The 19,915-nt window shown below is 69.8% G+C and carries 12 protein-coding genes and 1 pseudogene; 6 read left to right on the top strand and 7 right to left on the bottom strand.

Going from position 1 to position 19,915, the window contains the following annotated elements; translation table 11 throughout:
* The first annotated feature begins 10 nt into the window (after nucleotides 1-10).
* Nucleotides 11-2,422, top strand: a complete 2,412-nt coding sequence (locus tag ACZ7FF_RS29570; protein WP_470815810.1) for a phosphoketolase family protein — start codon at nucleotides 11-13, stop codon at nucleotides 2,420-2,422.
* Nucleotides 2,419-5,037, top strand: coding sequence for a magnesium-translocating P-type ATPase (gene mgtA, locus ACZ7FF_RS29565; RefSeq protein WP_470815809.1), 2,619 nt, complete (start codon nucleotides 2,419-2,421; stop codon nucleotides 5,035-5,037). The genes ACZ7FF_RS29570 and mgtA overlap by 4 nt, the downstream gene beginning before the upstream one ends.
* A 75-nt stretch (nucleotides 5,038-5,112) precedes the next feature.
* On the opposite strand, the gene ACZ7FF_RS29560 is transcribed toward mgtA, so the two are convergent.
* From ACZ7FF_RS29560 to ACZ7FF_RS29540, 5 genes are all read right to left on the bottom strand, one after another.
* Nucleotides 5,113-6,093: a slipin family protein gene (locus ACZ7FF_RS29560; RefSeq protein WP_470815807.1), complete on the bottom strand. Its 981-nt coding sequence runs from the start codon at nucleotides 6,091-6,093 to the stop codon at nucleotides 5,113-5,115.
* A 221-nt stretch (nucleotides 6,094-6,314) separates the two neighbouring features.
* Complete coding sequence (locus ACZ7FF_RS29555) at nucleotides 6,315-6,635, bottom strand: hypothetical protein (protein WP_470815806.1); 321 nt, start codon at nucleotides 6,633-6,635, stop codon at nucleotides 6,315-6,317.
* A 354-nt stretch (nucleotides 6,636-6,989) separates the two neighbouring features.
* On the bottom strand, nucleotides 6,990-7,430 hold the full coding sequence (locus tag ACZ7FF_RS29550; RefSeq protein WP_470815805.1) for a DUF5994 family protein: 441 nt from the start codon (nucleotides 7,428-7,430) through the stop codon (nucleotides 6,990-6,992).
* Nucleotides 7,431-7,463: 33 nt separating this feature from the next.
* Nucleotides 7,464-8,465 carry an acyl-CoA desaturase gene (locus tag ACZ7FF_RS29545; protein ID WP_470815803.1) on the bottom strand — a complete coding sequence of 334 codons (1,002 nt, stop codon included), beginning with the start codon at nucleotides 8,463-8,465 and terminating at the stop codon, nucleotides 7,464-7,466.
* Between the two features lie 1,238 nt (nucleotides 8,466-9,703).
* Nucleotides 9,704-11,164, bottom strand: coding sequence for a phytoene desaturase family protein (locus ACZ7FF_RS29540; protein ID WP_470815800.1), 1,461 nt, complete (start codon nucleotides 11,162-11,164; stop codon nucleotides 9,704-9,706).
* A 908-nt stretch (nucleotides 11,165-12,072) separates the two neighbouring features.
* Between ACZ7FF_RS29540 and ACZ7FF_RS29535 the strand changes: the two genes are divergently transcribed.
* From ACZ7FF_RS29535 to ACZ7FF_RS29520, 4 genes are all read left to right on the top strand, one after another.
* A complete protein-coding gene (locus ACZ7FF_RS29535) occupies nucleotides 12,073-13,209 on the top strand; it encodes an ice-binding family protein (protein ID WP_470815904.1) in 1,137 nt (378 codons plus the stop codon).
* A gap of 303 nt (nucleotides 13,210-13,512) precedes the next feature.
* Nucleotides 13,513-14,109 carry a DUF5819 family protein gene (locus ACZ7FF_RS29530; protein WP_360514094.1) on the top strand — a complete coding sequence of 199 codons (597 nt, stop codon included), beginning with the start codon at nucleotides 13,513-13,515 and terminating at the stop codon, nucleotides 14,107-14,109.
* Nucleotides 14,110-14,188: 79 nt separating this feature from the next.
* Nucleotides 14,189-15,244, top strand: coding sequence for an HTTM domain-containing protein (locus tag ACZ7FF_RS29525; protein ID WP_470815798.1), 1,056 nt, complete (start codon nucleotides 14,189-14,191; stop codon nucleotides 15,242-15,244).
* Between the two features lie 296 nt (nucleotides 15,245-15,540).
* Nucleotides 15,541-15,786: a hypothetical protein gene (locus tag ACZ7FF_RS29520; protein ID WP_470815796.1), complete on the top strand. Its 246-nt coding sequence runs from the start codon at nucleotides 15,541-15,543 to the stop codon at nucleotides 15,784-15,786.
* 125 nt (nucleotides 15,787-15,911) lie between these two features.
* Here the strand turns inward: ACZ7FF_RS29520 and ACZ7FF_RS29515 are convergent.
* Together ACZ7FF_RS29515 and ACZ7FF_RS29510 are read right to left on the bottom strand one after the other, a co-directional pair.
* Nucleotides 15,912-17,551, bottom strand: a pseudogene (locus tag ACZ7FF_RS29515) (carboxylesterase/lipase family protein).
* Nucleotides 17,552-18,713: 1,162 nt separating this feature from the next.
* Nucleotides 18,714-19,586, bottom strand: a complete 873-nt coding sequence (locus ACZ7FF_RS29510) for a helix-turn-helix domain-containing protein (RefSeq protein ID WP_358980145.1) — start codon at nucleotides 19,584-19,586, stop codon at nucleotides 18,714-18,716.
* Between the last annotated feature and the right edge of the window lie 329 nt (nucleotides 19,587-19,915).

The raw sequence follows: 19,915 nt of genomic DNA, 5'->3' as shown, positions 1-19,915 counted from the left end.
AGGGTTCGTCATGCCGCTCGGCCCCACTACCGAGACCTCTCTCGACACTCCGGACACCCCCGACCCCCTCGACGAGGAGGAGCTGAGCGCTCTGGATGCCCATTGGCGGGCGGCGAACTATCTGGCCGTCGGGCAGATCTACCTCATGGCCAACCCTCTGCTGACCGAGCCGTTGGCGCCTGAGCACGTCAAGCCGCGACTGCTGGGGCACTGGGGCACCTCACCGGGCCTGAACCTGGTCCACACCCACCTCAACAGGGTCGTGAAAGCCAGGCGCTTGGACGCGATCTGTGTCTGGGGGCCCGGTCACGGCGGGCCGGCCGTGGTGGCGAACTCCTGGCTGGAGGGCAGCTACACCGAGACGTACCCGGACATCACGCGGGACGCGGCCGGCATGACGCGCCTCTTCCGGCAGTTCTCCTTCCCGGGCGGCATCCCCAGTCATGTCGCACCCGAGACCCCCGGATCGATCCACGAGGGCGGCGAGCTGGGCTACTCCCTCTCGCACGCCTACGGGGCCGCGTTCGACAACCCGGGGCTCCTGGTGGCCTGCGTGATCGGCGACGGTGAGGCCGAGACGGGCCCGCTGGCCGCCTCCTGGCACTCGAACAAGTTCCTCGACCCGGTACGGGACGGTGCCGTCCTGCCGATCCTGCACCTCAACGGCTACAAGATCGCCAACCCGACGGTCCTGGCCCGGATACCGGAGCCCGAACTCGACTCCCTGCTCAGGGGATACGGCCACGAGCCCCTCCACGTGACCGGGGACGATCCCCGCGCCGTCCACCAGACGATGGCTCGTGCCATGGACGAGGCCCTGGACCGTGTCGCCGCCTTCCAGCACGCCGCCCGCACCGGTTCCGTCATCACCGAACGCCCACGCTGGCCGGTGATCGTGCTGCGCACGCCCAAGGGCTGGACCGGGCCGGCCGAGGTCGACGGCCTCCCGGTGGAGGGCACCTGGCGAGCGCACCAGGTGCCGCTGCCGGCCGTACGCGAGAACCCGGACCATCTGCGGCAGTTGGAGCGATGGCTCCGCTCGTACCGGCCCGATGAACTCTTCGACGAGCACGGACGCCCCCGGGAACAGGTCCTCGCCTGTGTCCCCGACGGTGCGCACCGCCTGGGCGCCAGCCCGCACACCAACGGCGGCCTGCTTCTGCACGACCTGCCCGTGCCGCCCCTGGAGCGGTTCGCCGTCCCGGTCGACAAGCCCGGCACGACAGCGCATGAGCCGACCCGCGTCCTCGGCGACCTGCTGGCGCAGGTGATGGCCGACACGGGCGAGCGGCGCGACTTCCGGCTGGTCGGGCCGGACGAGACGGCCTCCAACCGCCTGCAGGCCGTCTACGAGGCGAGCGGCAAGGCGTGGGAGGCCCAGGTACTGCCGACGGACGAGCACCTGGAGCGCGGCGGCCGGGTGGTGGAGATCCTCTCCGAACACACCTGTCAGGGCTGGCTGGAGGGCTATCTCCTCACCGGCCGGCATGGCCTGTTCTCCTGTTACGAGGCTTTCGTCCACATCGTCGACTCCATGGCGAACCAGCACATCAAGTGGCTGCGCGTCGCCCGCCGACTCCCCTGGCGCCGCCCGATCGCCTCCCTCAACTACCTGCTGACCTCGCACGTGTGGCGCCAGGACAACAACGGCTTCTCGCATCAGGACCCCGGTTTCGTCGACCACGTACTGAACAAGTCGCCGGAGGTCGTGCGGGTCTACTATCCGCCGGACGCCAACACCCTGCTGTGCGTGGCGGATCACGTGCTGCGCAGCCGCGACTACGTCAACGTCGTCGTCGCGGGCAAGCAGCCCTGCTTCGACTGGCTCGACCTCGACGCCGCCCGCGCGCACTGCGCCCGCGGCGCCGGCATCTGGGCCTGGGCCGGCACCGAGTCCGAGCCCGGCGAGCCCGACGTGGTGCTCGCCTGCGCGGGCGACGTACCCACCCTCGAAGTACTCGCCGCGGCCTCGCTGCTCCGTCACCACCTGCCCGAGCTCGCGGTACGGGTGGTCAACGTCGTCGACATCGCCCGGCTGCTGCCCGCGGAGGAACACCCGCACGGCATGCCCGACAGCGAGTACGACGCGCTGTTCACCCCCGACAAACCCGTCCTCTTCGCCTACCACGGCTATCCGTGGCTCATCCACCGGCTCGCCTATCGCCGCGCCAACCACCCGCACCTGCACGTACGCGGCTACAAGGAGGAGGGCACCACCACGACCCCGTTCGACATGGTCGTACGCAACGACCTCGACCTGTACCGGCTGGTCATGGACGTCATCGACCGGGTGCCCGGTCTCGCGGTCCGCGCGGCGGCGCTGCGGCAGCGGATGGCCGACGTCCGCTACCGCCATCACGACTGGATCCGCGCCCATGGGGCGGACCTGCCCGAGGTCGCCGAATGGACCTGGAGTCAGTGACCACGGAGTCAGTGACCACCCGTACGGCAGAGCTGCGGGTGGGGGACGCCGCCGCCCAGGACGCGAAGGCCGTGCTGGCCGCGCTCGCGAGCAGCCCCGACGGCCTGTCGGGGGGCGAGGCGGCCGAGCGGCTGGCGGCCTTCGGGCCGAACGCCGTACGCACGCACCACGTCCGCGTCCTGGCGGTCCTCGGGCGGCAGCTGCGCAGCGCCCTGCTGATCCTGCTGGCGGTGACAGCCGGGGTCTCGTACTTCTTCGGCGAGCGGACCGGCGCGATCATCATCGGGGGGATTCTGGTGCTGAGCGTGACACTGGGATTCCTCAACGAGTACCGGGCGGAGAAGGCGGCACAGGCCCTGCACTCGCGGGTGCGGCACACGGCCGTCGTGGTCCGGGACGGCGCGGCCGGCGAGGTCGACGTGACCGAGCTGGTGCCGGGCGATGTCGTACGTCTGACCCTGGGGCAGGTGGTGCCCGCGGACCTGCGCCTGCTGGAATGCACCGCGTTCGCCTGCGACGAGAGCGTCCTCACCGGGGAGTCCGCCCCCGCCGACAAGGACCCGGAGCCGGTCGCCGCGGGGGCGGCACTGGCCGAGCTGACCTCCTGCGCGCTGATGGGGACCGTGGTGCACGGGGGCAGCGCCACCGCAGTGGTCGGAGCCACCGGGGGCCGTGCCGAGTTCGGGCGGATCGCGCTGGGGCTGGGAGAACGGCAGCCGGAGACCGACTTCCAGGCGGGGCTGCGCCGCTTCTCCATGCTGCTCCTCAAAGTCGCCGCCGCCCTCACCACCGGGATCTTCGTCATCAACCTCCTGCTCCACCGCCCGCTGCTCGACGCTCTGCTCTTCTCGCTGGCCATCGCGGTGGGCATCACCCCGCAGCTGCTGCCCGCCGTGGTGAGCACGAGCCTGGCCACCGGCTCACGACAGCTGGCGCGGCGCAAGGTCCTCGTCAAACGGCTGGTGTGCATCGAGGACCTGGGCGACATGGACGTCCTGGTCACCGACAAGACCGGCACGCTCACCGAGGGCCGCATCCGTTTCGAGGCGGCCCTCGACCCGGCCGGCACACCCTCCGACACGGTGCTGAAGCTGGGCCTGCTGGCCACCGAGGGCGACCTCGACCAGGTGGGCGGGAACGCGCTGGACGTCGCGCTGTGGCAGGCCACGGACACACCCCCGGCCGGACACCACCGGCTCGCGCTGCTACCCTTCGACCACGATCGGCAGCTGGGCTCCGCCCTCGTCGAGCGTCCGGACGGCAGCCGCCTGCTCGTCGCCAAGGGCGCGCCCGAGGCGGTCCTGGCCCGCTGCGGTGACGTACCGGAGGCGGCCGCGGCAGTGCTCCAAGAGCACTTCGCGGCGGGCAGCCGGGTGGTCGCCGTGGCCACCCGGGACACGGACGGGCAGACGTCCCTCACCGCCGCCGACGAGTACCGGCTGCGTCTGGCCGGCTTCCTGGTCTTCCTCGATCCGCCCAAGACCGGCGCCGCCGCCTCACTGCGCCGCCTCGCCGACCTCGGCATCACCGTCAAGATCTGTACCGGCGACAACGCGCTCGTCGCCCAGAAGGTCTGCGCCGACCTCGGCCTGCCGCCCGGCCGCGCCCTCACCGGCCAGGACATCGGTCAGCTGGACGACGAGGAGCTGACCCGTGCGGCCGAGACCACCACCGTCTTCGCCCGCGTCTCGCCCCAGGACAAGGCCCGAGTCGTACGGGCGCTGCGGCGCCGAGGCCGGGACATCGGGTTCCTGGGCGACGGCGTGAACGACGCGCTGGCCCTGCACGCCGCCGACGTGGGACTGTCCGTGGACACCGCGACCGACGTGGCCAAGGACGCGGCCGACGTCCTCCTCCTGGAGAAGGACCTCGGCGTCCTCGCCGACGGCGTCACCGAGGGCCGCCGGATCTTCGCCAACACCATCAAGTACGTCCTGATGGGCACCTCCAGCAACTTCGGCAACATGTTCAGCGCGGCCGGAGCCTCTCTGGTGCTGCCGTTCCTGCCGATGCTGCCCTCGCAGATCCTGCTCAACAACCTCCTTTACGACGCAGGGCAGTTGACCATCCCCACCGACCACGTCGACCCGGAGCAGCTGCGGGCGCCCTCGCACTGGGACATCGCCTTCATCCGTCGCTTCATGCTCTTCTTCGGGCCCGTCAGCTCCCTCTTCGACTTCCTCACCTTCGCGGTCATGATCGAAGTCTTTCACGCCGGCGCCGACCTGTTCCGCTCCGGTTGGTTCGTGGAATCCCTCGCCACGCAGGCACTGGTCGTCTTCGCCATCCGCACGCGCCGGGTGCCGTTCTACCGCAGCCGGCCCAGCCGCCCCCTGCTGGTCAGCGCCCTGGGTGTCGTCGCCGTCGGTGTCGCGCTGCCGATGTCCCCGCTCGCGGGACCACTCGGCTTCCGGTCCCTGCCGCTCGGACTCGTCCTCGCTCTGGCCCTGATGGTCGTGGTCTACCTGGTACTGATCGAGGGCGCCAAGCATGTCTTCTACACCCGGGCCGACGCGCGGGCCGCGCTTCCACCGGTCCGCCACCGCACCCTCCGGCATCGCATCCAACGGCGGGCCGGCCGCTTCAGCCACCCCGGACCGCTGCGACCCCGGTGACACGCTGTCACCGGGGCCAGCAGCTACACCACCTTGCACCGAGACGATCACGTCACCCCGGGCGGCCGGGAACGGTCAACCGCTCAGGGATTCCTCGGCGTCCCGGCACGTCGGCCAGTTGTCCCGCCGCTCCCGAGCCACCTCCGCGCGGCTGCCGGCCCGCTCTCCGGGCAGGGAGACCGACGGTGTGAGGGCCGGTGTGGCGGTGGCGGGCTCGGGGATCACGGCACTGGTGGACAGCGCGGGGCGCCTGGCGGTCCGGTGCACGAGCCGTCCGGCGGACTCGCCGTCGGTTTCCCTGCTCTGGTGGTCGAAGAAGCGGAGCATCTCCACGGGGAACGGCATCACGAGGGTGCTGTTCTTCTCGGCAGAGACGTCCACCACGGTCTGCAGCAGCCGCAGTTGGAGTGCTCCGGGGGTGTCGGCCATCGTCGCGGCGGCGTCGGTCAGCCGCTGGGACGCCTGGAACTCTCCGTCGGCCGCGATGACCCGCGCGCGGCGTTCCCGCTCGGCCTCGGCCTGCTTCGACATCGAGCGCATCATCGACTCCGGAAGGGCTATGTCCTTGATCTCGACGCGTTCGATGCGCAGTCCCCAGGGCTCCTCGGTGGGGGCGTCCATCACCTTCTTGAGTTCCGCGTTGATGTGGTCGCGGTCGGAGAGCAGCGTGTCCAGGTCGGCCCTTCCGATGACCGAGCGGAGCGACGTCTGCGCGATCTGGGAGACGGCGGCAGGATAGTTGCGCACGTTCACCAGGGCCTTGACGGGGTCGATGACCTTGAAGTAGACGACCGCGTCGACGGTGAGCGTCACGTTGTCGGCGGTGATGGATCCTTGCGGCGGGATGCCGAGGACCTCGGTCTGGACGGACACCTTCCGCATCCGGTCCCCGATCGGCCGGATGACCCGCAGGCCCGGCCCTCGGATGGCCGGCAGCAGCCGCCCGAAACGGAACACCACGCCCTTCTCGTACTGCTGGACGTTGCGCACGCTCAGGGCGAGCAGGACCAGCCCCGCCACGGCGCACACCGCCAGCACGGTGATCAGAACACCCATGGTTCTCACTTTCCTTACGTCGATGACGGTCCCGGACCCGAGCGGTCCGGGGAGCACACGGCGCGGGAGGACCCCGGCCTGTCGTCTGCGGTGCGGCCGGGGTCTCGGGCTGCTTTTGAGGCTCTGGCGTGTCGGCCCGGCTCAGCCGGGAGCACTCTGCGGTACGCCGGTCCGGGCTCCGCCGACTGTGGCCCCGGTGGCCGCTGGAGTGCGCACGGCCCTCACCTCGCCGTCGGCGGAGCGGAAACGGCCGGGATCTGCGGGCGTGCAGCCGGATAGCGGACTTCGTGGTCTTCTTCGGAGTCCCAGGCCGCCTGAACGGCCGAGTCGGTCTCCGACATCGTGCGCAGGCGCGCCGCGTCCACCATCAGCCGGTGCACGTGCGAGGTGCGCAGACAGCCTCGGCCGGCGGCCATCAGCCAGAGGGCCGAGACGGGCGTCGGCTGCACCTGCCCACCGAAGGGCCCCGCACCCGGCGCGGCCGACCAGTTCGCGCGGTTCGTCAGGCCCCCGGTGAACAGCCCCGACAGCGGATCGAGCACGGCCGTCGGCGAGGAACCGGTAGGAGCGCAAGAGATCCGGAGTGACGTAGAGCAGGGCGTACTTCCGGGGATCGGCGTGGGGGAAACGGTCGCAGTCATGACGCGAACCCTGCCCCGGGCCGACCGGAACCGGCCCGGCGTGATCAAATCGCCGAAAGTGACAACGACATGGAAGCCGGTGCACGAAATACCCTCGGTAACACCAGCGTACTCCGTCGACGGTCCGAGCGGACTCCCCGTCGGACAGCGCGGCCGGTCCAGGACCGGGCACGTGGAGCCTCCCAGCCGGGTCCGGTGACAACATCCCCAGGCCCGCACCCGGAGTGCCGACCCGGGGTGGTCCGACGGCCACCGTCAACGGACTGCGACTCCCAAGCCCACGCTGTCCTTCACAACGGTGGCCACACTCTCCATGAGCCGCCCGGCCTCCGCGTCCGTGGCGGCGGGCGGCACCACCATCAGGTCCCACCGGCCGCGGCCGGGCGCCAGCAGGCAGACGGTGGACGGGGAGTGCTGGGTGGTCGTCCGGCGCAGGCGTACGACCTGGTTGGCGACGAGCAGCCGGTTCGGGAACGGGGACCATACGGCCTCGTCCACGAGGACGCTGGTGACCTGTCCCCAGGCGTGCGGCAGTCCGGCCAGCAGCCTGGGCAGTTCGGTCGCCAGATCGGGCGAGCGGGGCCACCAGGCGCCGTCGATGCGCTGGGCCACGTGGCCCTGTGCCGGCTGGGACACCAGGCGCAGGCGGACGGCGGCGGACGGCGATGAGAGTCGGGGCGGTGGGGCATGTGTCATGGGAACTCCTGAAGGGGATGCGGTCGCTCGGGTTCATGCGCGGCGGGCGGCGATACGGTCCGGGGTGGGCCAGCGCACGTCCCTGGCCCAGCCGAGGCGTTCGAAGAGGCGGATCACGGCGGCGGACGGGTCGAGCTGGCCGCGGTCGACGCCGTGCCGGGCGCAGGTGGGGTCGGCGTGGTGCAGGTTGTGCCAGCTCTCGCCGAACGAGAGCAGGGCCAGGGGCCACAGGTTGGTGGCGCGGTCGTGGCGACGGGTATGGAACGGGCGCTGACCGATCACATGGCAGAGGGAGTTCACGCTCCACGTGACGTGGTGGAGCAGGGCGATGCGGACAAGTCCCGCCCACAGAAGGGCGGTCAGGGCGGACACCCAACTGCCGCCGATCAGCCACCCCACGGCGAAGGGCAGGGCGAGGGTGAGCACACACAGGGCCGGGAAGGCCCTGGACACGGCCCGGATGTCACGGTCGGCCAGCAGATCGGGAGCATAACGCGTCGCGGACGTGGGGTCGTTGCGGAACAACCAGCCGACGTGGGCATCCACCAGTCCCCGCAACTGGCCGCAGACAGACGTGCCGTAGCGATACGGAGAGTGAGGATCGCCTGGCCGGTCGGTGAAGGCGTGATGGCGGCGATGGATGGCGACCCAGCCGATCACGTCCCCCTGGAAGCTCATGGACCCGGCCACCGCGAGCGCGGTGCGCAGCGGCCGTACGGCCCGGTAGCTGCCGTGGGTCAGACCACGGTGGAAGCCGACCGTGACGCCGAGGCCCGTGACGGTGTAGAGCACCGCCGCGAGCAGGACATCGACGGGATGGATCAGGCGCCCCCACAGCAGCCAGACGGCCAGACCGAGTGCCAGGAACGGGAGGAAGACGATCAACGCCGTGATCGCCAGGTACAGCCGCTCGCTGCCCGTGCGCTCGGCAGCCGTTCGCTCGCGCGGGAAGGGTGCCCTTCCGTCGTACTCCGGGGACGGCGGGACGCCTTCCGGCGGGACGCCGGACGGGGAGCGGAGGATAGGGAGAGACATGCGCGGTCCTTGACCTCAGTGACGACGGTGCGGCCGGGGTCTTGGGCTGCGCCTCTTGGACGGTGGGTGCGTAACGGCATCGCAGAGAGCGGATGCGAGTCGCGCGGACGGTGGATACAGGAGCTACGTGGGCTTGGACTGACTAGGACGTGGAGAGTGGGCGGCGGGCCGTCAGGCGGTCTCGCCCTGGTGGGTGCCATCGGCGGGCGCCCGGTGGAGTCGAGCCAAAGGCCGGGCGGACCGACGGCGCGCGAGTCATCCATGGTGAGGTGCAGTCGCGCGCCCGCTCCTGGGGCCGCGACGAGGACGAGACCGGTCCGGACACCGGCGTACGACGTGCCCTCGACGTTGTCAGCGTACTCCTGCCGCTCGGGACAGCAGCTCCGGCGCATCTTCGTGGTGTGGCGGCCGCCGAAACCACCGGCCGATGCCCGATGACGGGATGACAACAGGTCGCCCTGGTCGGTGAGATCGGCGGGCGCGGGTATCTGCACCACCTGCCAACAGCCCCTGCCCAGCTGGACATATACGGCACCAGGGCCGAGACAGACCTGACGGAGTCCTACTCGGCGTCTTGTGCGAAAGCGGCTGCCCAGAACGCACTCTGGCCTGTGGCTGTGGTGGAACCCGTCTTTGGGGAGGGGCCGGACACTTTCGCGCGAAATCCCAGGACACCTTCGCGGAGGTCACAAACGGTCCCCCCGCCGGCGATCCGACCGTGAACCCAACTCCGCAGGTACAAGCGGCTGCAAGAGGCTCCCGAACCTCGGCGCCTGCCGGTCACGTTGCGAGGGCTCTCGGAGGTGGCGGGTTGCAGGGCGGTCCGGCCGAGATCTGTCCGTGGCGTCCTGACAGGTCTGCGGTGAGAGCCCGACGGAGCCTGCGGCGGCCCCGAGGTATCACTGGGAGTGCTCCTGACGAATACGCGCGGTGTGGGAGGGTCACGGTGGACATGCTCGGGTAACTGGCCGGCCTCGGGCTGGAGTGGACCGGGTCGGCCACGGGCTATCCGGGTGGGCCGGCATCAGATGACGGCTCACCTTGTGAGGTCGAGCGGCAGATGTTCAGTTCGTTGGGAGGGCGGGGGCATAGCTCGTCGCGGGCCGGGTCACCTACCGCACGTGGACGGAGAGCAACCGTCTGATCGAGCTCGTCCGCAAGGTCAACGGCGCCGTGGGCTGGAACCTGGGGTCCGAGCAGGGCTCCAATGGCCTGGGCTGCACGAGCGAGGAGCGCCTCTACGTGCGCGAGTCCTGGGAGCGCTCCTGAGCCTGCCAGGTCGGGCGGCCCCCCAGGTGGCGCAGTGCTGATGCCGCCGCCCCGGCGCCGCACATGCCGTGCACCCCAGGGCCGGGTGGGGTGGCCGCTGAGCACAGGAACACTCCGGGCAGGCCAGTGGCGTAGGGGTCCAGCGCCGGGCGGGCGCCCAGGAGGAGCTGGGAGACTGTCTTCGCTCCGGTGAGGATGTCGCCGCCGGTGAAGTTGGGGTTGGCCGCGGCGAAGTCGGCGGGGCGGGTGACGTGTCGGCCCACGATTCGTTCGCGTGCGCCGGGGGCGAAGCGTTCGAGCTGCCGGAGGATCGCCTCCGTGGCGTCCCCGTCGTAACCGTGCGGGACGTGGGCGTACGTCCAGACGGGGTGGACGTCGCCCACCGACCGGGAGGGGTCGGCAAGGTACTGCTGGCCGACCAGGACGAAGGGCCGCTCGGGCATCCGGCCCTGCGTCACGTCCCGTTCCGTCAGGGCCACTTCGGCGAGCTGACCGCCGAGGTGCACGGTCCCGGCCCGTCGTGCCCGCTCGTCCCTCCAAGGCACGCCGCCCTCGACGGCCAGGTCCACCTTGAAGGCGCCAGGGCCGCGGCGGAAGCGCCGGTACGCGCCCGTCACGCGGGCGGGCAGCCTGTCGCCGTAGAGGGCGGCGACCTGGCCGGGGTCGAGGTCGAGCAGAGTCACGTCAGCGGGCGGGATCTGCCGCCGGGCGGTGATCCGCACGCCGGTCTCGATCGTGCCGCCGGCCGCGAGGAGAGCCGCGGCCATGCTGCGGGCGATGGACTGCGAGCCGCCCTCGGCGACGGCCCACCCGGCGGCGTGGCCGGAGGTGAGGATGCCGAGCCCGATCGCCGAGACGAGCGGGTCCCAGAACGGCCGGAACGCGTGCGCCGCCACCCCGGCCCACAGTGCCTGGGCCTGCGGGGTCCGGAAGAGGCGCGCGAGGACCGCGGGAGGCAGCACGGCCGGGAGGCCGAACCGGGCGAGCAGCAGCGGGTGCACCGGGATCCGCAGCAGCGGACCCATCACGTCGTGCGCGAGGGCGTCCCAGCGCCGCACCAAGGGCTCCACCAGGGCCCGGTAGCGGCGGCTGTCCTGGCCGAGCCCAGCGGCGGTCTCCGTGACGGAGCGCAGCAGGACCCCGGCAGTCCCGTCGTCCAGCGGGTGCACACAGTCGATCTCCGGCAGCCGCCACCGCAGCCCGTGGCGTTCGAGGCCGAGGGCCCGGAGCGCGGGCGAAGTGACGGCCATGGGGTGGATGGCCGAACAGTGGTCGTGCAGCAGGCCGGGCAGGATCGCCTCGTGGCTGCGCGTGCCGCCGCCGACCTCGTCGGCGGCCTCCAGCAGCGTGACGTCCAGGCCATCCCGCGCGAGGAGGGCCGCAGCGGCGAGCCCGTTGGGCCCGCCACCGACGACGACCGCGGTCGTCATGACGCCGACGCCGTGGGCGGAACGCCGGGCGCCGAGCACAGCGCATGACGAGACACGGCGCCGCACACGGGACAGTCCGGGCCATCGGTGGGCCCGGGCTGACGGGTCACCATGTCGCGCACCGTGACGTGGCCTTGTTCGAGCACGCAGGGCGGCGTCGTGGATCTCATACGCCACAGTCTGGCGGTGGATGGGCTGCCCTTCCAAATGATCACTGATGTCTGCCGTGCTCTTATTCCTCGGTGCTTCCGTGCGCCGAGGGCCTTGGTGCGTCAGGGCGATCCTTGCCGGTGGCCTAGTCAACGGATCAGGTCGTCACCGAAAGACGGGTGCGGCTGTGGTGAAGTCCCCTTCGCGGTACCTGGATTGCGGGGAAGTACCGCTCCGGTGACGCGCAGAGGCCGGTTCCCTTCCCTGGTCTCATGCAAAGCCTTCCTGGTCTTCTCGCGGCGTTCCTTCCGCTCCGCCAGTTACGACTCTCCTCCGGAGAGAATCGCGGAGCTGCTCATTTGCTCAACACGCCGGTGAGGTGTCGGGGGTCGGATGAGGGCGGTATCGGCCGAGGGGCTGCGGATGCATGAATTTCTTTGCTGCCTGGGCTGACCTGGGAAGTGGCGCCACCATGTCGGCCGTCTCGGCTAAGCAGGCACGACCATTCGGCCTATTAAAAATTCTCTGAGCATTTGTGATCGGCTCGCCAGGTTGGGCGAAACCACGCGCATGAGTTGCAAGTTGAGGCATGCGTCTGCGTAATATTCCAGCGGCAGAGACAGGCGATTCCGTGTGACCGAGAACCGCCAAATACGCCTCCATCCACCCTCACAGGAGCTGGCCCTTCGATGACGCTCAATATCCCCGTCGCGCCTCTGCGGCGCACTTTGTCGGTATGGATCGCGGCGGTACTTGCCGTGGTGATCTCCGCTGTCGTAGTCGCTGTGTCGCCGACCCAGGCAAGTGCTCTCGCCACGTTTGTAGATCTGGGCCGGGCGGACAGCTTCGCGGTACTGGCCGGTTCGGCAACCACCAACACCGGCCCCTCGGTGATCACCGGGGATGTCGGAGTGTCTCCGGGAACGTCCATCAGCGGATACGGGCCGCCCGCCGTGGTGAACGGGACCCTGCACTCTGCGGACACTGTGGCTCAGGACGCCCAGACCGACCTGATCACGGCGTACAACGACGCTGCCGGGCAGCCCTCCGACGGGGCACTTCCCCCGGACGCCGGTGGCCTGACGCTGGTTCCAGGCGTCTACACAGCCTCCTCCACTCTCGGGCTCACCGGCACCCTCACTCTGGATGCCCAGGGGGACCCCAACGCGGTCTGGGTCTTCCAGATCGGTTCGGGTCTGACGACGGCGTCCAGCAGTCGCGTGTCCCTCATCAACGGTGCCTCGCCGTGCAATGTGTTCTGGAAGGTCGGCAGTTCGGCCACTCTTGGCACCAGCACCGCCTTCGTGGGCAACATCCTGGCCATGACCTCGATCACTGTCACCACGAGCGCGACCATCGAGGGACGGGCGCTGGCCCGTAACGGTGCCGTGACGCTGGACACCAACACGATCACCCGGCCGCAGTGCGCGACCGGCACCACGGGTGGCACCACGACCGCTGGCACCACCGGCACCACCGGTACGACGACCGCCGGCACCACCGGCACCACGACCGCCGGCACCACCGGCACCACCGGTACGACGACCGCCGGCACCACCGGCACCACGACCGCCGGCACCACCGGCACCACCGGTACGACGACTGCCGGCACCACCGGCACCACGACCGCCGGCACCACCGGCACCACCGGTACGACGACCGCCGGCACCACGGGCGGCACCACAGGCGGCACCACGACCGCCGGCACCACGGGCGGCACCACGACCGCCGGCACCACGGGCGGCACCACGACCGCCGGCACCACGGGCGGCACCACGACCGCCGGCACCACGGGCGGCACCACAGGCGGGAACGGCCACGGCTGCAAACCCGCACACAACGAATACGGCGACAAGCCTGGCCAGGACGACAGCTACGGCTGTGACCCTGCCTAGCATGCGCGACCCACTCCAACGGGGTGACTGCTCGCAGGCAGCCACCCACGTGCGCGGGTAGGACGGGTGGCGTGCGGCGCGGATCGTCATCGATTCCGCCGCACGCCGCAGACGGAAGCTCAGGAGAACCAGGTGAGAGAAGTCGGGACGGAAGGACCGGATAGGGCCGTGCGGGGTGGCATTGCGTCAGCAGATGCTGACGAATTGAACCGGGCGGGCGTCAGGCCGACCGTACAGAGAGAGAGCGGGAGACCGACTGCGTTCCCAGCGTCTTCAGAGCCGCCCGTCGTCCTGAAGGCCGGAGTGCAAGTCGCCGTGGTCCTGTGCCTGGCGGCGGCCCTGGTCCACGTGCTCCTGGTCTTCCTGCAGGTGGCACCGCCGAATCCCATCTCCCGGCAGTACAGCCGACAGATCAACGCCTGGGTCTTCCCGTTGTTCGAGCAGAACTGGCGGCTCTTCGCCCCGGACCCGGAGTCGGCCAACCGGCAGATCTCGGCAAGGACCATGCACACCGCCCCGGACGGCACCGCCGTAGTCAGCGGCTGGTTCGACCTGACCGCCGTCGACACAGCCGCGGTGAAACACGACCCCTTCCCGAGCCACACAGCACAGAACATGCTGCGCCGGGCCTGGACTTCCTACCTCGAAACACACGGTGGCGACGACCATCCGCACTCACAACGCGCTCTGATGATCCAGCAATACCTGCGCAACATCGCAGCGGATCGCGTCGCCGCACATCGCCACGGCGCATTCGAGTCCATCCAACTGCGGGTGATCACCCTGCCCATCGCCGCGCCGCCCGCAGCGGGCGGCCCCGGTTCCGGCACGGCCGCACCACGGCCCACCGACACCCGTTACCTGCCCTGGTGGAAGGCGGCCCGCCATGCAACAGGCTGAGCAGACATCGGCCCCGGCAACCACGTCGTCGGAGTCCGGACACGGCCCGGAGCGGGCGGGCGCACAGGCGCCTCAGCATATGCCGGTCCGTGTCGCTGCGCTCCTCACGCTCCTGCTGGAGCAGCCGATCTCCCTGTACGCTGCGGCGGTTCTGCGCATCGGGTACGGGTTCCTCTACTTCGCCTTCCTGCTGCGCGAGTTTCCCCACCGCGACGAGATCTGGGGTCCCGGCTCACCGTGGACGCCGGCACTGGCCAAGCAGCTCTTCAACCAGACCGGCTGGGCCAGCATCCTCACCCTGTCCGACAGCCGGGCCTACTTCGAGGTCTGCTACGGGGCAGCCATCGTCATCTCCGCACTGTTCATGCTGGGCTGGCGGACCAGGGCGGTGTCCGTGCTCTTCGCGGTCGTAGTGACGTCGTTCCACGCCAGGGCGATCTTCATGACGGACGGAGGGGACAACCTCATCCTCCTCATGGCCCTCTACCTCGTTGTCACCGCAAGCGGGCGACGCTGGTCTCTCGACGCGCGCAGGGTCCGGCTCCGGGCATCCGCCGGCAAGGCAGTCCGGCTTCCGCTGGACCAGGCATCCGGCGAGCTGCGACGCCACCTCCGCGAGGCGCGCCTGACAGTGATCACTGTGCTGCACAACTGCGGCATGCTCGTCATCGCCGCCCAAGTCTGCTTCCTCTACGGATCCGCGGGCCTGTACAAGGTGCAGGGTGCCTCCTGGGGCAACGGCACCGCCCTCCATTACGCCCTGAATCTCGACCTGTTCCAGCCCTGGCCCGCGCTCTCCGCCATGGCGGACGAACACGACGTACTGATCGCCATCGCCTGCTACCTGACGGTGCTGTTGCAGGTGGCCTTCCCGTTCGTCCTGTTCGGCAGGCTCAAGTACCCCGTCCTGGGGGTGCTGTTGGGCATGCACGTGGGTATCGCGGTGTTCCTGGGCCTGCCGCTCTTCTCCGGCGCGATGATCGTCGCGGACGCCGTGTTCCTTCCGGACCGCTTCTACCGGTCCTTGGGGCAGCTGTCGCGGCGAGTTGTCCCGTGGGCCGACGTCAGGAAGGCACAGACTCCGACTCCCGCAGAGGCTGCACTGGTACCTCCGCAGTCAGGACATACCGGCTGAGGCCGACACTTGGTGCCGCTGCACGACCGGAAATCCAACTCGCCGGCCGCTCGGTGCATCACGGCTTTCAGCCCCCGCAAGGTCAGCAGATGCCTTAGTCAGGTTCCCCCGTTGTGTGGGAGGTGTTGACCGGCCTCGCAGCTTCGCTCGGGTTTGGCGGCTGTCGAGGTGGAAACGCGAAAGTGCCTTCCTGACCTGGGACGGTGAACCTTGCTGAGGGGTTCTGTCGGTCCAGGCGGAGGGCACTTTCCACGTGCAGGGTATCGGGGTGCGTCCCAAGATCCATGTCAGTTCCGATGGCTCGGGGGTGGTCGGTCGGCGCGGTGAGGTACTACTCCACCGAGCGACGCGACGGCGGCATCGGCCACGCCCTTCACGACCTGCTGCGCTGGCAGGTGTGGGAGAAGGCGAGGCGGAAGGCGGACCCGAGCCTGGTGGTGCTCGACACCCGGAGCGTGCACGCGGCGACCGGGGCCCCGGCCGAGTCGACGGGGCGTGACGCGGCAAGAAATACCGGGCTGCACGCGCGGCCTGGCCGTTGACGTGTTGGGCCTGGTGATCGCGGTGGTGGTGCTCGAAGCTCGCTGCGGCATGGAGAAGTGGCCCCCGCTGTCGGCGGGGGCCACGATGAGATGGGTGAGGCGAACGGCGGCTGGGCCGCCTGGGGTCAGCTGGTGGCGGGGTGGCCGTCCCACCATTCGCGTTCGCTCTCGCGTGGGTCCTCAACGACCTGGTTGGTGGTGGCGTTGTTGTTGCGGGCGTAGGTCATGACAGGGCGTTTGGTGGTGTCGTAGGCGTCCCAGGAGACCTGTCCTGTCTTGGCGAAGTCGGCCCAGGCTTGGTGGAGGGCTGTGGCCAGGGCCTGGGGCGGGTTCGGGCCGGTGAGCTTCTGGCTGTCGGGCAGGGCGAGGGTGTCCCAGGCGAAGGGCAGGTCGACGCTGTGGCAGGCGCCGATCTTGACCTGCAGGTTGTTGGGGGTGACCGGGGAGCGCCAGCCGAATTCGTACAGGTGGGTGGGGGCGGCGGCGTCGGTGGCGCGGGCTTCGGCGATGCGGTAGGTGGGGATGCGGAACATGCGGTCGCTCAGCAGCGCGCATGCCACTCCGGAGGCGGCGTCGCGGGGGTAGGCGTTGGTGCCACCCTTCTTGTATTCGTCCCAGGAGCCGGCGGGGACGCTGCATGCCTTCAGGTGCTTGTCGTACAGGACGGGAAGGTTCCAGCCCACCAGGACGGTGGTGACGATGAAGAGGCGGAACTCCTCGGTGGTGGTGCCCATCAGCAGCGGGACGTTGCTGCCCGCGCCGTCGGCGATGGCGTCGATGGGACGCCGGGGCAGCACGTCGCCGTCGACGACGGGCATGAAGGCCAGGCCGCAGGAGGCCATGGTGCTCGGGCCGTACTTGCCGTGGTCCGGGCTTTGGCTGACGTCGGCGCTGATGATGTTCTGTGCTTTGAGCAGTTCTTCGGGGTCGACGCCGGCCAGGGCCTGGGCGGTGGGCTCGACCCCGAGCTCGTCGGCGACGGTCTTGAGGACCTTGCCTGCGTCGGCGGGGGTCTGACCGAGGTGGGCGGTGCCGCTCTGCACGATCGCCTTGTGGAACAGGCCGTCGTCGCGGGAGAGGAGGGCGAGGATGCTCATCGCGCCCGCGGACTCTCCGGCCACGGTGACGTTGTCCGGGTCACCGCCGAACTTGGCGATGTTCTCGCGCACCCAGGTCAGGGCGGCGATCTGGTCGAGCAGGCCACGGTTGGCCGGTGCGGGCGCGTCGGGCAGATAGCCGAAGCCGTACACGCCGAGCCGGTAGTTGAAGCTGACGCACACCAGGCCGTCGCGGGCGAAGGTGGCACCGTCGTAGCTGGGCACGGCCGAGGAGCCTGTGGTGAACCCGCCGCCGTGGATCCACACCAGGACCGGCAGGCCGGAAGCGGCCGGATCGGGCGTCCAGACATTCAGGTTCAGCCACTCCTCACCTGCCACGTCCGGTCGGAGGTGATCTCTCCCAACCGGCCGCCCAACGGTGGCTTGGGTGCGGTGGCGCCGAGGGTGTGCGCGGCGCGTACACCCAGCCATCGCTTCGGTGCCACGGGAGCTGCGAAGAGCAGGTCGCCGGCAGGGGCGGCAGCGTAGGGGATACCCAGGAAACGGGTGCTGCCCTCCCCCACCAGCCCGGAAACCCTTCCGTGGGCGGTCTCGACTTCGACTGTGTTCTGCTCGGACACTCGACTCCTCCAGCCGGCCTGCGGCACGCCGACGGGCGCCGGCCACACCCTCTGCAGCGACCCCGGGCCGGTAGTCGGCCGAGGCATGGCAGATCTACCCGATCTCCATACAAAGTCACGCAAATCTATATAAAGTAGCCGCTGGTGTGGCGCCTTGACGGCTTCCGTGTGCCGTCACGCCGACACGATTGGAACTGGCCCTGTGCGGGCCCGTGTGCCGTCAGAGCGAGGGCCGTGCAGCCGGAGTACCAGGACCGTCCTTGACGCACCACCTCACCCGAGCAGGCGCCTCAGGGGCTTCGCGCCCACGGGTACAAGACAGCCGCCTGGGGGTCACTCCGATGAGGGGTACTGGGGATGACCGCGGTGATACTGCGCCGACCGACCAGGGCCACCACTACGGCCTGGCACAGCGCTTGACCGGCGGGGAGCTGCCCCTCGCGGCGGCACCGGCACGACCGGAGATGCGGGAACGGGAGACGGCCGCGCCGGCCGGGACGACGAGGGAGGGGATCACGCGGCTGACCGCACGGCTTGACGAACTCGGCCGACCCGCCGAGGAGGTCCGGATCACCCGCAAGACGCTGCTGGAGCTGCCCGATCCGCAGCCGCCCGCGACGCCGGCCCCGAAACCGCCGGCCATCCGGCCTACCCGCAGATCATGGCGGTGTGCGCCGCTGCGGGCGTGGCAGGTGTGCGGGGCGATGGACATGGAGATCGCGCCCAACAACATCAACAACACCCGCGTGAAGCTCAAGCGGCTTACCGAGCGCGGTATCCTGGTCGAGACCGAGCAGGGCTTGTCACCCGCGACTCCGAACTGCGCGGCAGGTGCTCGTAGTCCCGCACCAGCCGGCAGTGCAGCATCAAGATCCCGTAGGCGCGCTCCACAATCCCTTGTTCGGGGGTCGGCACGAACCCGCTCTGGGCCGGGTTGCGCTCGGCGATCTCCACGTCGATGCCCACCTTCTCCCCATGTGCAACGACGGCGCTTTCGAAGCCTTGGTCGACCAGGGCAGCCTTCGCGCCCGGCCGCACCGCCCGCCCCCACCCGCTGGCACCGATGGCAACGCCCCGCTTCCCCCCGAGGCCGGCACGCGTCGGAGCGCGCCCCTGTCCGACGCCGTTCAAAAGTGCCGGTACCCGTCGCTCCGCCGCAGGTCAGAACATCCCCGTCCCCCACCGAACCCCGGACGAAGACCTGGAGAGCGTGTTGGGTGCAACTCCCTCGATGAGGCCGTCAGAGTACTCACGGGCGGCTTGCCGCGTCGATGTGTGACTTGGTGGCCTCGGTGATGAAGTCGTGCGTGCTGTCCGGGCTGAGGGCTCGGGCCTGGAGGTGGTCGTACATCATGGCGTACTGCTGTACGGCAGACTGCCTTTCCAGGTAAAAGTCGCTGGTGAAGCGTTCCAGGTACACCACCCCTGTCTGCGGGTCGTCGGCGAACCGCAGGATGGAGAACTGTCCTGAGAGGCCCGGGTGGGCGCCCACCGTGTAGGGGAGGACTCGCACGGTGATGTGCGGCTCGGCACCGAGTGCGTTCAGATGCTCCAGCTGTTCACGCATGACGTCGGGACCGCCGACGACACGGCGCAGTGCCGATTCCTCCAGGACGACCCACAGACGCAGCGGGCAGGTGGGGTCGTAGATCCGGTGCTGACGGCGCAGCAGCAGCTTGAGACGCCGGGCGGCCTGTTCCGCAGTGACCGGGGGAATCGTTTCCTCGATGACGGCACTGGCGTAGGCAGGGGTTTGCAGCAGGCTGGGGATCACCATGGGCTCGTAGGCATGGATCGAGGCGGCGTCCGTCTCGAGGCCGATATGGACGCTCTGGGGGTGCTCGCCGTAGGCGCTCCACCATCCCTGCTTTCCCGACTCCTGGGCCATGTGCATCAGGGAGTCGACGACCTGCTGGTCCGTCACCCCGTAGATGGCGCAAAGGTCGCGTACATCGCGGGGACTGATGGCGCGCCGGCCGTTCTCCATGTGGCTGATCTTGGGCTGGGAGACCATGAGCCGCTCGGCCACTTCCGTGCTCTTCAGCCCGCTGTCCTGGCGGAGTCGGCGCAGTTCGGCCCCCAGACGGCGCCTCCTCACTGTGGGATTGATGATCACCACCATGGGCGGGTTACCTCCGGATCCACGTCGTTGTCAGATCCGAAGGCTGCCATGGGACACGACTTGTCGATCATGTGCCATGCCGTCGTGCGTACGGACCGGTGAAACGGACTGTGACGTTGTCATTTTCCTTTCCTGTACCGACATGCCGACTATTCGTGCCGCTGCGCCCCGGGGGCGTGCTCCGGGGGGTGCCGGAGGTGAGGAATTCGCCGGGGAGGCCGCTGGCGCAGGCGATCACCACGCCAGGGCAGAGGCGACGGCACACACGGAGCGCGGGGCGTTCAGCGGCTGATGCAAGCCGGCCACCATGCAGGCGAAGCCGGTGCCCC

It is taken from the genome of Streptomyces sp. NPDC037126 (genome assembly GCF_055605965.1).
The sequence above is the reverse complement of the archived record's forward strand: the minus strand, read 5'-3'. Positions and strand labels throughout refer to the sequence as shown.

Bases quoted from the DNA above. Each gene is read 5' to 3' on its own strand.
- ACZ7FF_RS29570 (WP_470815810.1), top strand. From the start codon at position 11: ATGCCGCTCGGCCCCACTACCGAGACCTCTCTCGACACTCCGGACACC.
- ACZ7FF_RS29560 (WP_470815807.1), bottom strand. From the start codon at position 6,093: ATGGGTGTTCTGATCACCGTGCTGGCGGTGTGCGCCGTGGCGGGGCTG.
- ACZ7FF_RS29550 (WP_470815805.1), bottom strand. From the start codon at position 7,430: ATGACACATGCCCCACCGCCCCGACTCTCATCGCCGTCCGCCGCCGTC.
- ACZ7FF_RS29545 (WP_470815803.1), bottom strand. From the start codon at position 8,465: ATGTCTCTCCCTATCCTCCGCTCCCCGTCCGGCGTCCCGCCGGAAGGC.
- ACZ7FF_RS29540 (WP_470815800.1), bottom strand. From the start codon at position 11,164: ATGACGACCGCGGTCGTCGTCGGTGGCGGGCCCAACGGGCTCGCCGCT.
- ACZ7FF_RS29525 (WP_470815798.1), top strand. From the start codon at position 14,189: ATGCCGGTCCGTGTCGCTGCGCTCCTCACGCTCCTGCTGGAGCAGCCG.
- ACZ7FF_RS29520 (WP_470815796.1), top strand. From the start codon at position 15,541: ATGGCTCGGGGGTGGTCGGTCGGCGCGGTGAGGTACTACTCCACCGAG.
- ACZ7FF_RS29510 (WP_358980145.1), bottom strand. From the start codon at position 19,586: ATGGTGGTGATCATCAATCCCACAGTGAGGAGGCGCCGTCTGGGGGCC.